The organism is Enterobacter sp. HG048 (assembly GCF_024702055.1).
GTDB classification, from domain to species: domain Bacteria; phylum Pseudomonadota; class Gammaproteobacteria; order Enterobacterales; family Enterobacteriaceae; genus Enterobacter; species Enterobacter dykesii.
Window position 1 is genome coordinate 56,291 of sequence record NZ_JANLIZ010000005.1, and the last position, 14,361, is coordinate 70,651.

Annotated in this window: 8 protein-coding genes; all 8 read right to left on the reverse strand. The window is 49.9% G+C overall.

Annotation, left to right across the window (positions count from 1 at the left end; genetic code table 11):
* Nucleotides 1-8: 8 nt before the first annotated feature.
* The 8 genes from NUX24_RS08640 to NUX24_RS08675 all read right to left on the reverse strand — a co-directional run bounded on the left by NUX24_RS08640 (nucleotide 9) and on the right by NUX24_RS08675 (nucleotide 14,207).
* Nucleotides 9-800 (reverse strand): hypothetical protein, encoded by a 792-nt coding sequence (locus NUX24_RS08640; protein ID WP_257830971.1) that lies wholly within the window; start codon nucleotides 798-800, stop codon nucleotides 9-11.
* Nucleotides 797-3,853, reverse strand: coding sequence for a protein DpdH (gene dpdH / locus NUX24_RS08645; RefSeq protein ID WP_257830973.1), 3,057 nt, complete (start codon nucleotides 3,851-3,853; stop codon nucleotides 797-799). Before dpdH ends, NUX24_RS08640 begins: the two co-directional genes overlap by 4 nt.
* A complete protein-coding gene (gene dpdG / locus NUX24_RS08650) occupies nucleotides 3,853-4,758 on the reverse strand; it encodes a protein DpdG (RefSeq protein WP_000022531.1) in 906 nt (301 codons plus the stop codon). Before dpdG ends, dpdH begins: the two co-directional genes overlap by 1 nt.
* The gene (gene dpdF / locus NUX24_RS08655) at nucleotides 4,742-7,309 is read right to left on the reverse strand and encodes a protein DpdF (protein WP_257830976.1); all 2,568 of its coding nucleotides are present in this window, start codon (nucleotides 7,307-7,309) and stop codon (nucleotides 4,742-4,744) included. Before dpdF ends, dpdG begins: the two co-directional genes overlap by 17 nt.
* A 5-nt stretch (nucleotides 7,310-7,314) precedes the next feature.
* A complete protein-coding gene (gene dpdE, locus NUX24_RS08660; RefSeq protein WP_257830979.1) occupies nucleotides 7,315-10,470 on the reverse strand; it encodes a protein DpdE in 3,156 nt (1,051 codons plus the stop codon).
* A 434-nt stretch (nucleotides 10,471-10,904) separates the two neighbouring features.
* Nucleotides 10,905-12,035, reverse strand: coding sequence for a DGQHR domain-containing protein DpdB (dbpB, locus tag NUX24_RS08665; protein WP_103774113.1), 1,131 nt, complete (start codon nucleotides 12,033-12,035; stop codon nucleotides 10,905-10,907).
* A complete protein-coding gene (dpdA, locus tag NUX24_RS08670) occupies nucleotides 12,032-13,282 on the reverse strand; it encodes a tRNA-guanine transglycosylase DpdA (protein WP_257830982.1) in 1,251 nt (416 codons plus the stop codon). The genes dbpB and dpdA overlap by 4 nt, the downstream gene beginning before the upstream one ends.
* Nucleotides 13,283-13,355: 73 nt before the next feature.
* Nucleotides 13,356-14,207 (reverse strand): hypothetical protein, encoded by an 852-nt coding sequence (locus NUX24_RS08675; protein ID WP_308280938.1) that lies wholly within the window; start codon nucleotides 14,205-14,207, stop codon nucleotides 13,356-13,358.
* Between the last annotated feature and the right edge of the window lie 154 nt (nucleotides 14,208-14,361).

Genomic DNA, 14,361 nt, shown 5'->3' on the forward strand with positions numbered 1-14,361 from the left:
ACGGCTCCTTACAGGCGTCTTATGCGATAGCGCGTCGGGTCGTCTTCTTCCGTCAGCCAACTGAGTACATTAGGCGTCAACATATCGAGCGTGGCACCTTGCCCGGCTACGGCTTTGAGGAAGAGATTGACCTCTTCTGGCACATCCAGCTTAAGTGCTCCGCGTTGCTGGCAGAGTTTCTCATGCAGGTCTCTCACCGTATCAAATTCTTCAATGGTTTTCGGCAGCCCCCGGCTACTGCTGGTGAACTTTTCCACGAGATCACTGTAGTGCTGTTGTACTTTTCGTTGTCCTTCCTGATGCGCCAAGTTACTGAACAGTCTCTGATCCACTTCCCACTGCGCTTTTAATCCGCGAATATAGTTAACCCACGCCGCGGTGGTGTGCGTGCTGAGTTCGCTGGCTAAGCGCCTAATTTCTTGAGTAAGCAGGGCAAGTTCACCCTCTTGCTCAACATCATGTTTATGCGTCGCGTACTGCTGGCAAAAGGCCGTCAGCAGGATTTGTGGATTGCCGAAAGTCGCACGGTCAAACGGACCAACAATCGGCTTACCCGTTTCATCGTCGTGGACCTGCCTTAACACCCTATAGCTACAGAGGGCCTGTGCTAGTGTTTGAGTCGGAGTATCGATTTTTTTTGCTATCCGCAGCAGGTTATCGCGGATATCCTGAGCTTTCTCCATTTGTAGGTAGCGTTGAAGGCGTGCTTTAAAATCACCGCTGCGCCGTGCAAAAATACCGCGTTCTTCCGGTACGCTGGCTACGGGAGTTACCACGTCATTGATGTTTACTTCACTCATGATAAGTCCGCCTCCAGCAGCGTTAACTGTTCAGCCAGGTTTGCCAGGGTATCTGTAACTTGGTTTTCTGCATCCTCAACTTGGTCTCCGCCCTTATCGCTTATACGCTGTTGCACATACTTGTCGGTGGCGTCTTCGAACTTGCCCCAAGTCTCTAATAACTGTCGAAACGCCTCAAACTGCTCGCCATTGATGGCAAGGATCTCTCTCATCAACATGTGCGAGTTATCGGCTGGCAACGTCAGTTTTTCCAGTTGTCTGATCAGTTTTTTCAGCTCTGGATCTTTCCAGTTCTTCAGCAACTTCAGCAGTACCGGTACAGTTTCACCCATTGGACGGGCGACGTCCGCGCTATTCGCCAGTTCGACTATCTCCTTCATGGTGTCGCAGAGGTTCACCGCTGCCAGGCTGGCGCTGTTGCCGTCGCTCAGGCGTTCAGTGATGCTCTCTTGGGTCTTCAATAGCAGGGTGCGGTAGCCACCGAGCTTACTTTTGACTTCATGGATCTTGCCCGGTTGTTTGCCAGCGTCTGGCAGTTGTTTCTTAGACGCCTCCACCAGCATTAAGCCGTTAATAGCATACGGCTGAGCACCCGGTTTTTTCGCCGCCGTAAGCGCGATTAAATGCTCGCGACGTTTCAGATGCTCATCAATCACGGTGTCGCGCGCTTGGGTTAAGAACTCATCCAGCAGTGGATGGTTGCTGTTTGCGACTTGCGGTTCCGTTAACAGTGCCTGCACCAGCGTGGTCGGATGGGATGCTGATAATCCATCCAACCCAAGGAATGAACCACTTAACTGCAGATCGTTAATGATACTAGAAAGCTCATCGCGTTCTTCCTGCAACACCTTGAGTTTTACTTCGTGCTCAATGCAATCCATGAAACTATGAAAGGCGGCGTAGTCGATCTCACTGCCGTCATAATCCCAACTCTGATAATGGTTGAAGTGCGCCATCGCCAGACAGGCGCTACGCAACTCAGGAGTATCTTCAAGCTTCACCAGCGGATGTGACTGATTCCCTACAAGCACGCCGGGCAAGTGGATCCTACCCTGAGTTTTTGCTGAGCTGGCCATGAGAGAGGTCTGGATAAGCTCAGTTGACCAGTCGATACGGGCATTCAGCGCTTCCAGGAGCCACTTACGAATGTCGCGGGCTCTGGTTTGCTCGAGCGTCTTGCTCTGGTGCCATTTATCCAGCACGAGTTTCCATTCATCAAGTGGTGATGGTGGTGCCGGTACTGATTCCGGTACTGGTACAGGTTCCGGTACTGGTTCCGGTGCTGGTTCCGGTGGCGTTCCACCGCCCCCCAACAGTACTGCCGCATCCGGCAGACCAAACTCTTTACAGATAGCGGGCGTAAGACCTGCCAGGTTTGTACTATTTCCCCCCCAAACAGCCAGCAGTGAATTAATCCGCTCAGGCTGGCTGAGGCCTTCCAGGCGTACCCTCTGCTGTAATGCCGGGTTACATACAATCTCAGCAAATTGTGATGGCGGGAACTGCCCGTCCAGATAATTCTGGCGATACTTTTTCAGTGGTTCGCGCAAAATTTCATGCAAAATATTACGCGGGATAAACACTAGGCCTTGTTCTTTAACTTTGCAGTGTCGTTCTACCAACTGCCCAATGGCTGCTGGGTTGAAGGGAAACAGCGGATGACCAATGCTAGTGCTGCCAAAACTGGCCAGCGCTGGCGCAGCAGATTCGTTCTCCAGCACCTCCTGATCCTGCCATACAGGAATCTCCTGATAACACTGCGCGTCCTGCTGGAGGTGATAAGTTTCCAGAGCAGCAGCGCCGTGACGGGCAGCGTTGAGATAGCGGCCGCAAAAGTCAATAACGCGTTTTTTCAGTGCGACATCGTTTTCGCTGGCATGCTGCTGGATCACCCATTCGTAGCGGGCACGGGTGCCTAGTGTATTACGTAGGCGCTTAAAGCTATCGTGACCCTCAGTAACCGCAATAATCGATCTTAGAGTACATAAAACCTTTTTGCCGTCGTACTCATCTTCCTCTATCAGACAGGCGATCAGAACATCTTCAATCGCCGAGGTGGCGGTAAGATCTTCCACAAGAAGGATCAGGTCGCGACCTTCTGCCAGCAGCTGTCGGCGGATCATACGCATCAGATCCTGGAAATTGGCCCGGTTAAAGCTAAATAGTTCGACGAAGGTGTCTTCTAACGCCTGGCTGCGCACCACGTTGACAACGCGAGCCGCTGCTTGCTTTTTTTCATCACTGGTAAGCAACTGTTGGTTGCGCAGGTAGGGAAGCACTGTTGGTGAAACCTGCCTGAAGTCCAGTCCGTTGAAGGTGAAGTCTTCCGCAGACATTTCATACCGCAAGTTTGCAATACTGTCGTCATTAGCTCCCTGGCAGAAGCGCTGCGCTATATTGTGAAGACAGGCGCCAGGAGCAGTGAAATACTGCGTCATCACGCTGTCAAAAAACAGCGCGGGCAGTCGGGATGATGCTGCGTGTTGTTGAATTTCTTCCAGCTGCTTTTTTCTGCTTTCTTCCAGCTGAATTTTTCCCATTTTTTCTTGGCGAAGCTCTTCAATGGCATCTGTATATGCTGCGTTTAGCGCTTGACGCAATTTAAGAGCAATATGTTCGGCAACGTTTTCGGGGATTAATTGCTTTCCAACTCCGTTAACCTTTTCACGAATACTCTGATACTCCTCGCCGTCAAGACCTTCCAGAATGGCGGCAAGTACACGTGGCAGAGAAGCATTTTTGGGGATGCGGATAATGTGGTATTTCGCATGATCTTCACGACGTTTGAGCTGAGCATGAACCCAGCGTACCAAGTGGGATTTCCCCACGCCAGAAGCGCCAATTAGCGGCAGCGGGCGGTTATGTTCAAGCAGAAAGTCCAGCAACGCCCCCTCTCCCACCTGCGTGACCTTACCACTTTGAAACTCAATGCGGTCGAGACGCATCGGTTCATGCACCGCCAGCAACTGGCTGTCAGCCAGTGACTCAGCCTCGGTTAGGATGCAGGCAGTAACGTTCTGCTCGCTGGGCCAGTAGCTCTGTAGTTGTGGCATTAGTGGACTCCCACATCATTTAAGGTCAGATGGGTTACGGTACGCAGCACGCTGCCGTTCCGGCCGGTTAACTGCATTGCGCCGCTGGCGTCAGACTCAGCCTTCATGTTGATTACTCCGGAAAGCTGAAGCCGCAGCAGCGCACGCGACAGCGAGGTGGAAAGGCGGTTAGGGCTAAGAGAGTGCCAGCCATACAGACTGATACGCTCCTCGACCTGCTGGCGATAACTGCCACCATCTAGCACCGGGAGCGCCCGATTAAGACGTTGCAGCACTTCGCCGATGGAAAGTTGTTCGCCAACACGCATAAGGAACGGTAACTCTTCACGAATAGAATCGGTGGGGTCAATGGCGTAACTGTCGCGAGTGAGTTGTTGAGCAAAGCCCAGCCAACTGAGATACCCCGGAACGACAGCAATTTCATTACTGTTGATACGAAAATCAGGTATAAACGTGTTCACCAGCACTTCAAGGTTGCCCGATTTGATTTCTGCGTTCTGATAGACATCCAGCGCCAGCAGCAACGCAGCCAAAAGGGTAAGGTCGACGGCGCGTTCATCGCGTGAACTCAGGTCACTGTTATTTTCCTGAGCCTGTAAACAGCGGCGCGCAGCCTGGCGCAGCGGCATACTTTTTGTGCTGAAATAGTTCGCGTTGAAACTGATTTGTGTTGTCTCTTCTACTTTTTCTTCCGTCAGTAACCCCAAGTCCAGCCATGCTCTTAATTCCTGAGACGCTTTACCACGTGCATTTTGTGAGTCGCCGGTTTGCAATGTTTCCGGTGCACAGAGCGCCATCAGCTTTTCACGCGGTAGTTGGTTCTTCGGGCTGGCTTTCAGCACCTGATAAAATGCGGCCAGCACGGCATACTGGCTGCCACCATGGGCATTATTGATAATCGACACTGTCTAGTTTCCTTTGAAGTTGTTCGATGGTGATCCAATTGTGATTATCGAGAAGAACGTAATGCGCCCCGCCAGGATGGTGAGGATCGGGCATATCATGCGGGATCAGCGTCAGTTGTAATGGTGCTGGGTTGAAAGGCGGCAGGTAACCATTGGCGCAGGACTCTTGAGTGGGAAGTACCAACTCTGCCAACTCGGCCATTACATCGTTATCCGGCGCTGGCTCATCACGTGCAGGCAATTCGTCACTCAACAAGATCAGGCGCTCACCGCGCGGAATGGCGCTAAATATACTATGCAACAAGGCAGGATCTGCCCAGACGCGCTGGACAATGCCTCTAAGATGCAGTTGCACCAATAGCGTCGCGACACGGTGATACCAGTTCTCACGTTCCCACTCATCGTCGTTGACTGGCTGATAGGTGATAAAGCAACTGGAGTAAGATAGGCCGCTGAGCGCCTGCCAGCGGCTTAACGCCTGCTGTGCCACCGACGCTGGCGGGTTAAGCAACAGCGGAGGTGGACTCAGGTAATTATTAGTAAGCGCCTGCTTATCGCGACAGGCAGGGCAACCACCACAGGCGTGACCCGGAATAAATTCCGCCATCGAGTAGAGATCCACAAGTGCCTCGCACAGCGGTTTGCTCAGTGGCGTATGCAGCCAGTTGATTAATGCATTATGGTTAGCCCTTGCAGCTTGCAGCGTCTCTTCACGGGAGGGGATAATATGTGTTTTCCACAATTCTTCTCCGGTGTGGTGACTACGCAGGATGCGTACTACCAGTGAGTTTCCGTTCTGTCGGATGATTTGCTCTTTTGCCGCTTCGTAGCGATTAACATCGGCAAAGTCTTTTTTGTCTGGCGGGTTTTGTAGATCGGCATCCAGTTCCAGCACTCCTGCACGCACCATCATCAGTACGGTACGCAAGTTCCATAATTTATTTTGTTTGCTGCGGAAATTAAGGCCGCTATGGATCCTCTCTATATCAATACGATACAGGTTGTCGCCCACCGATTCGGCACTGCCCCATAACTTTTTCCAGCGTTCCAGGCCCAACTCAAGACCAATCAACTTTTGTGAGGACAGATGTTCTGCCTGTTTGACATCCTGATGATTGTAAATTAGCAGTGAGGTGCAGGCATAGCCATCGCGTCCACCACGTCCCACTTCCTGGTAGAAGCGGTCCATGTTTTCCGGCACTGTGGCATGGATCACTGTGCGCACGTCGTTTTTATCCATACCTACGCCAAATGCTGAGGTCGCAATCATGATATCCAGCTGGTTTTTATCCCATTTTTCCAGCAGGCTTCGGCGTACTTCACTCGGCGTATCACCGGTAAATGTTGCCAAACGCTGATACCCCTGCAAACGCAACTGTTGCGCCCACTCTTCAGCTTCTTTCGGTCGTGTCACGTAGAGGATCAGCGGGCGTGGCGCATGAGCCAGCGATTGCAGCACCTTATCCCGTTTGTCGCTGTGGTCTTTTGCCCGATAACACCAGTAAGCAGGTTCCGGGCGCAGATGGCAGGCATGGACTTCGCTCATCTCCTGATCGAAGGTATCGCGCAGGATTTTACGACTGGCTTCGGTGATAGTCGCACTCATCAGCAGTGTTGAGCACGGTGTAAGATTCGCTTCACGGCTGACGCGCTTCAGCCCGCGAATTAAGCCACCAAGTTGCTGGAAATGCGGGCGAAAGTCGTTCCCCCAGCTGGCGACAATATGCGCTTCATCAACAATAACATGCCGCAGCCCTCCCTGTTTTGCTGCTTCAAATAAGGCGAACTGCAGGGAACTGCAGGTAGCTTCAGGAGAGGTGACGATCAGCCGCTGCTCACCCACACGGATACGCATGTACGTATCATATTTATCCTGCGCCGGTAAGCCGCTATACCAGCCGGTGACAGATTCTGCTTTGTTCCCTGCTTCAATCAGTAACTTCCGGAAACGGCTAGCCAGCTCCAACACCAGCGCCGTGGTCGGGGCGATCAGTACACAAAGTGCCCCGGGAGCTGAGACTGTCAGAGCTAATGCTTGCGCTACCAGTGTTTTCCCGGTGCCAGTGGGCAAATTGACCAATAGCGTACTGCCCGGTGGGGCGAACAGAGCCCGGCGTACCGCATCGCGCTGGCCCGGTGCCTGATAGCTGATATAGTTGTCCTTCTTGAAGTAACGGCGCAGGACATAGTCCATCGGTACTCGAGTGTCCTGGCGGCAGAATTGGTGCTGATCGCTGGCGAGAAAAGGCATGCCGTTTCCCTGCTCCAGCCACTGCGGACACCAAGCAGGGCCAGCGCTGAGCAGAAAGGTCTGACCTAGTCGTTGACAGTTAATACCGCTGGCTTCCCACTCCTCCTGTCTTGGCCAGCCAGGGTGGCTGTCATCAGGGACGGTCAGTTCGTTATCGTTGTGGTGGGCATGTTTTTCCCGGTACAGCCAGTCACGGATCAACGCCCGGCGGTCGAGGTGTCCGGCAGTCGCCTCTGGCAGCAGGCACTCACTCAACCTTGATGAAATAAAATCATTATCAATCAGTTGCGCCAGATTCATCCGGTTTATGAGTCCTCATCCAATATAGCTTCTGATGCAATGATTAAGGCACGCGTCGCCAGGCAGGTCATTTTCGGCTGTGCAATACCCTGGCGCAGCGTCTGCCCTGTCTCCTGCCGGTTAGCATGATGCAGCGCGGCGCTGCTTAGATAATGTTCCAGTCGGCTCAGGCTGAGAGCCTGTTGTGTGGCGAACTGTTCCACCGCCAGGCGCTGGGCTATGCTATAGCTATCGTTACACCAGGTGCGCCAATCTTTAGCGCTGATGCAATGGGAGATCTGCGCCCAGCGTTCCTCATTGAGATTTAGGTGGCGTCCGCCCTTATCCTTCGGTTTATAGTCTTCATTAAGTATCATCAACACCTCTGCGTTGGTGACCTGCTCGCCGGCCTGGTCCAGCCACAAGGTAATGGTTTCAGGAGGCATCAGATGGTCGGCCAGTCGTTGCAGTGCTGGTGTATTGACATCAGCTTCAATCAGAAAATCGTAGCGGAAAAAAATATTTTCATCGCCCATGCCTGGTGTGATGCGGATAATCGCGCTAGCAACACCGCGTTCTTCAAAATCCAGCATTTGAAGGATGGCATCATGGAAAGGTTCACCCAAGCGAGCCGGGCGGATTTTACCCTGAGAGGTATCAGCCCGGTAGTAGCTAAGCGGCCAAGTCATGGGCGAACTTCCGCTAGATTGGTTGAGATCAAAGCCCAGCAGGCAGTGTTTTTGTAGGCGCTGTGGACTGACTAAGGTGCCCGTCCCTCTATCACCAGGGTTGAAGCGATAGCGGAATATCGATGGATCTTTCTCATCTGGAATAAAATCGAATTTCAGTACATTACCTATCAGATTACGAGCGCAGCGGCGGAATTCATCTTCATTCTCATCTATATCCGCCAGTGCATCGGCATACTCTCTGGCTTCGATGATATCGCCATCAATTTGCAGCAGGACTTCCTGCATTTCGATGCGCTGCTTTTCCACCGTAAGGCGGCCATCTTCACCAGCCAGACGCGCACTGAGTTGCATCATGCTCTCTTCACCCAGCGGGTAAAGATTGGAAATAAGCCGCTGTAATTCCTCATCAATCAAGTATTGTAGGCTTGCAATCGACTCTTCGAAGACATCGAACACTTCATTGAGAATAGTCAGCCACTGATTTTGCAGACCCTCTGCTTCACTCACCAGCGCCATGCTGAGGATAGTAGTCGCACTCTCAGTCGCGCAGTAGCGATTCAAGCGGCCAAGACGCTGTTCCATACGGTTAGGCGACAGCAACAAGTCGTAATGCAGCGCAATCTTGCGCCCGCCGTGCAGATTGACACCTTCTTCAGCCCGGCGATCGCACACTAAGATCTGGCATTTGCTTCCCTTGCCAAAGCGCACTTCTTTGTCGGGGTTATGGCGCTGGATTTTGCCAATAAATGGTATCATAAGGTCGGTAAATACCTGGTCGGCTACCCATGGCTGGTCACAGAACACCACAATATAAGGGAGTTCTCTGACGTTACTATCCAGAAGTTTTTCCAGTACATCAATTAAGCGCTGGCGCTTGCTGTCACACTCCATTTTGCAGCGGTCTATCAGCTCAAGCAGGATCTCCTTCTCGCCATCAAACAGCGGATGCTGCAACAGCGCAAGCTGTGAATCACTATAGAGAAAGCCCTGCACGGCACCAAGTGACTCCTGCTGTAAGCGATAGTTTGCAAGCCGGGCCAGTAGTTCCGGCGTAGCGATAGCGGCTTCAAACAGTAACTGATAAATTGCCGCCAACGTGGGGTCTTGTGGGTGCATCATTATTGCCGATTCGCGCCAGGCGATCATCATGTCGTTGCTGGCGTTCGTCGTGGCATATTTTTTTAGTGATAGGCCGGACAAGCCAGGCATCAGGACACTAATGGCGGGGTTGCTACGGCGGTTGCGTAGCAGGCGGTGGTGCAGACGGTAACGGTTACCAATGTAGTGGCGGATTTTATTGATCAGCAGATCACGCGCCTCACTCCGCAGCGGTTGCATCATATCTAAATGGGGAAGCAACTGTGAAGCCATCCCGTTTAGTACTTCATCCTCAGGAAACATCCTAGTCAACGCTTCCAGGTTCTCTTCCAGCGTCATGTTGTCGTTATCACAGTTAAACGCGTAGAACAGTGAACCTATTTCTTCGCGCTGCTGGATACGCTGCTGAAATTTCTGTAAGCCAGTGTCAGTCAGTGGGTAATTTTTAGCATCCAGCAGATGCAGCATGGCCAGGAAGTTCTTTTCATTGCCAGTTACGGGCGTCGCTGATAGTAATAGCAATTTTTCACTTTGTTGCGCCAAGTAGTTCACACTAGCGTAGCGCTGCTCGTACTCTGCATCCCATGCCCAGGCACCGACCTGATGAGCTTCGTCAATCACCAGCATATCGGGGCGGAACGACAGGGGGTCCGCTGTGCTGAAGGCGGCCATATCAATGATATGGATCGACTTATTAAGCAGTTCCTCCAGGTGAAAACGTGCAGAAAGTTCCTGCTGCCACTGCCGGTGCAGAACTCCAGGCGCCACAATCACCACGCAGTGGGTGAGCGGATTTTCCGTGACGTGTTGACGCACGATCAGCCCAGCTTCGATGGTTTTCCCGAGGCCGACTTCATCAGCCAACAGATAGCGTTGAATAGGGTCAGATAACACCCGACGCGCGACGGCCAACTGGTAAGGTTCGAGTTCAATACTGGACGACAGCGAAGAGGTAATCCCAGCACAAGCGTTGCGTTGTTTCAGCATCTGATGCTGATAAGCTAGACGGGCATCTTGCCAGAAGGGGGTATAGGTAATGCGCTCGGCCAGAAGGGCCGCAGCATCGCTGATAGGGCGATCCCAGCGCACAAAGATATCATTTAAGCTGACATCTTCCTGCTGCTTGTTAGGAAAATGCAAACGCACCCCTCCAGGCACAGCACCAACAACACGTGCAATCTGCCAGTGTGCAACCTCGTAGTCGTAGCGATAAACCAGACTTTCCGCGTGGAGTTCGGCTTTTTTTAGGTGTTTTACTTCGACAGTTTGCTCTATGCCTTCATAATTTACGGGAGAATCGAAATACTTAATTAGAGCATCATTATTGTTAATGCGAATAAGTTTGCCGATTCCATAAGGCGAGTCAACGAGGTCGCCAGCTTCAAGGGGCATATATCCATCCATAAATTTGCTGTGCGTAACAGTGATTTTAAAAGCCTTTGATTAATGGTGATTTTTTATACGTATAATATCACTGAATACAAGGTCAATGTCATACACTGCAACCCGTAAAGATGATTGTCAAGGAGGGGGATCACGGTTACTAGTCTACTATGACTTTTAGGGGGATTGGTGGGTAATCCGGGGCGGCCTATGACTTATTTACCGGATTTCAAAACTCGTGAAATGACTAAATTTCAAAAAAAAAATTTCGATTTTTCATGAGTTACGAACATATATCGTAACAAGGTCAGCGTTTGTTGATAAGAATGAAAGCATGGGGGCTGTCTGGCGCTTGCACAGAATTTGAACTTCTGCACCATATCTGCAGCCCCCACGTCGATAATCAGCACTCGATACTTCTAATGCCAATTGGGTTGTCACCCTTATTTGATATCTGCATTGACAGTTTTCATATAGCTAGTTACCAAATAGTCAGTAACCAAAGATATATCTTTTGAAAGATTTTGCAGTTCGTTCCATTTACGGACGATAGGCTGACCATCAATATCTGTGCCGAAGTTCCACACGCCACTGCTCCATGCACAAAGCGGCTTTATTCGGTTTAGCTCTTCGACAAAACGAGTGTAGGAAGGGATCTCAGTCCAGCCAGGTTCACCTTTATAGTCCTGATGGACCTGATCGATTTCATCCATCAAGCTGCCAAGCGCAAGAATACCAACGCCATGTAACAAGCGGGAATAGCGAGGCTTTTTATCCCAGTCATCAGTAAACACAGTTTCCACAGCCGACCAGAAGTTATTCAGCAATTTCACCATCTTCCCTTCATCCCCCAACCCTGTCGCCGGGTCACGGAAGCGATACAATGCTCCCTCGCGAAGACTGGCATCGATCATTTTGATCATCGAGTTGTCAGCAATAACCCCATCAGGATTGGTCGCCGTTTTGATACGCCCTGCAAGTGAACCTTCGCCGAAGTTCAGTCGTTGAGTCAGCAGTGAAGGAAACTTACGCATTTGCAGATCGGATGGCAAACGACCGTGGGTATGCGGTGCCAGTTCGTATAACAACGTTTTGGGCAACGGTTTTGTGGAGTTAACCAGCATGAACTGTTCACGCTGTTCTTCCGCGTCATTAGCGATAAAAGCGGAGACCGGCATCATAAACGAATTGATTTCTGCATCCCGCAAAGCAGCAGTACGTTGTTGACCATCCACAATAAAACCTGGCTTCTCAAAATCCTTATCTTCGGAGAAAGGTATTACCAGATGTCCCATGTCGTCATTATCTGTAAGCGGTTCAAAACGCACACGCTTATCAAAAGCGATAATCACCGGGTTTGGTATCATCGGATTTGCGCTCTCAATGTAGCGCTGAATTTCGCGAATATGGTTACGTACTTCTGGACGCTGATAACCAACCAAACTCTCTTCGCCGCGACGAATACGCGAAATCGCTGCAATTTTGCTGATCTGTTTACCTTCTATCGCAAGGCTATAGAGTTGCCTCTCCTCACCCTGTCGGATTCGCAGGGCAGGAACACGATATTCACTCATGACAGTTCCTCTGAGCGTAATGACAATGTGTGCTGTAAACGGTTGTACAACACCTGAATATTATGGAAACCGCGGCGACGGTTACGTTCTGCTCCGCGGAAAATGATGACATTGATACCGATGGCCTGGCAAATATTGCACTGGCATTGTTTCCAGGGTCGTTCTCCTAGCGTACGTTCATAATCCGCACGAATTTTGTCGGCCTCTTTTTCACCCGAATGCAGACGTTCATAAGCCAGGACTGTATCAAGAGCCTTCTCAAGGGACAAAGCCCCTTTATCGTATTCGAACAGGGCATTCATGGCATCCTTTTCCAGATGCCGTGCAATATCCTGATCAATCACGCCAGATTTAATTTTGCGACTCAAACTTGGATTCGCATCAAACTGAGGGACACGCACAGCGGTATAGGCCGGGCCATCAAGCGTATGATAGTTGTTTTTTCGATCTTTGAAGGCCTGCTGAAGCGGTGTAGTCGAGTCAATACTGGTCACACCAAACTTGATAAAGTCGGAGAAACTCTCTGGACGGGCAATACCAAGCAAGTGAACACGCGTATCACTTTTCAGCAACGGCTTAATCTCTTCGAGAGTCTCTAGGATCTGCGCCGTTTTCAACGGCACCATCCCCCCCATAGTGATATTTTTGTATCCCATGGCCAGCAGGGCCTCTACAGACTGACGGTAGGAGGTTTTGCTCCATCCATGTGCAACGCCAAAGGGGGTGAAACAGGACTTTTGAGACTTATTTAAAAACTCTTGAGCCAAGGTCAGCGTGATATCCTGGCGTCGGCGACACTCAGTCAATACTTCGCCACTGAATACCTCACCAGGTTTTTCATAGCCAAAAACGATATGATCGAGAGAAACGCCATGGTTAAAGCGGGAAGTTTCGTAAAACTCAATCACCTCTTCCACACGGTATGGCGGGACGTCCTGATTAACATAGGTGAAGGCTCCGCAATCACCCATAGTTTCCATATTTTCCGGCAGACGGAAAAAGTGCTTCATTCCATTACGAAAGTAACGCAAACGCTGGGCACGAGTATATTTGCTTTCGCCGCCGCCAAGACCATCAACTACAGCTTTAGAAACCAGCATACCATCGTAAGGATAAGGAAAAACCTCATGCGGATACTGATCGTCACGTTGACGCACGCGATGTTCGTTACGCGTTTCGCGGAAGAAGTCGAAACTGGGATCGATAAAATCCTGACTATCAGGGAAAAAATACTTTAGCTTCGACAACTTACTCTCCTGTGACGCCACTGCAAAGCCTCAAAAAACGGGGGATTCTACCATGAAACCCAGGCAAGTAGCATTAAGGTTTAGCCTCTCTCAGGGCCATAAACTCAGCCCGAAAACGTTTTTCCTCAAATGAATTTCCCGAGTCACGAAATTCACGCAACGCGTGTGTTGCACTGATACCAGGATTTTTTTCCATAATCTTTAAAATGAAAGACTTAACTTCCTCCGGACTACGACGAATTCCTTTTTTCACTTCACGCTCAGGTAACTCCTTGAGTTCTTCTATTAACTTTTGAGATAACTTATTTAAATCATTGAGTTGTTTTGACGTAAATTCCTTCACAATGTATTTTGCCACACTGATATTAAGCATGAGCATATTGCATCTCAGCCACTGAACCATATTTTGGTTGGTTTTGAAAAGGTATGTAGTTAACCTACCATTGATTTTTTTGGAAGTTATAATAAGCAGTTGTTTTTTCGCATCAACTAGATACTCAAGACCATTAATGATATCTAGTTCAATTGCATTAATATAATCTGGAGAGCCACAGATAATATAATAGTCTCTTTTTCTTTTTTTCATTAATTCTACAATAGATGTAGGATGCTTAGATTTAAAAATAGATCTATTGGTTATTTCTTTCCACCATGTTCTATGAAAACTTTTCCCTACATATTCTTGAGAATACAATGGTATTGATTCGTCATATCCAACAGCAAAGGTCGCTTTATAAGGTACAACATTGTCTTTGTGGTGAAGGAGTCCTAAACCAGCAGAAATAATCCATAAATCAATAGGATAATCATCTAAGATGGCTTTAGCCGTCGCCCAGTGCCCACCTTTATAAAGATCCTCTGCACATACAGTTGCATATGTAGAAATAGCTTCATTCAGAGCATTGCACCAAGAATTCACGAGCACATTTGAAGGGGTTCGGCCTGATGAAAATTGACTCAGACTCAATATATCCCTACTACCGTAGTGTTTGCCGTTTGTACATGTGGTTATTAAGTTGATGTTGCTCACAATCGCCCCCCAGAATCGTGTTACACAAGCTACAGGAGAAAAAAGGGGA

Bases quoted from the DNA above. Each gene is read 5' to 3' on its own strand.
- dbpB (WP_103774113.1), bottom strand. From the start codon at position 12,035: ATGAGTGAATATCGTGTTCCTGCCCTGCGAATCCGACAGGGTGAGGAG.
- dpdH (WP_257830973.1), bottom strand. From the start codon at position 3,853: ATGCCACAACTACAGAGCTACTGGCCCAGCGAGCAGAACGTTACTGCC.
- dpdE (WP_257830979.1), bottom strand. From the start codon at position 10,470: ATGCCCCTTGAAGCTGGCGACCTCGTTGACTCGCCTTATGGAATCGGC.
- dpdF (WP_257830976.1), bottom strand. From the start codon at position 7,309: ATGAATCTGGCGCAACTGATTGATAATGATTTTATTTCATCAAGGTTG.
- NUX24_RS08640 (WP_257830971.1), bottom strand. From the start codon at position 800: ATGAGTGAAGTAAACATCAATGACGTGGTAACTCCCGTAGCCAGCGTA.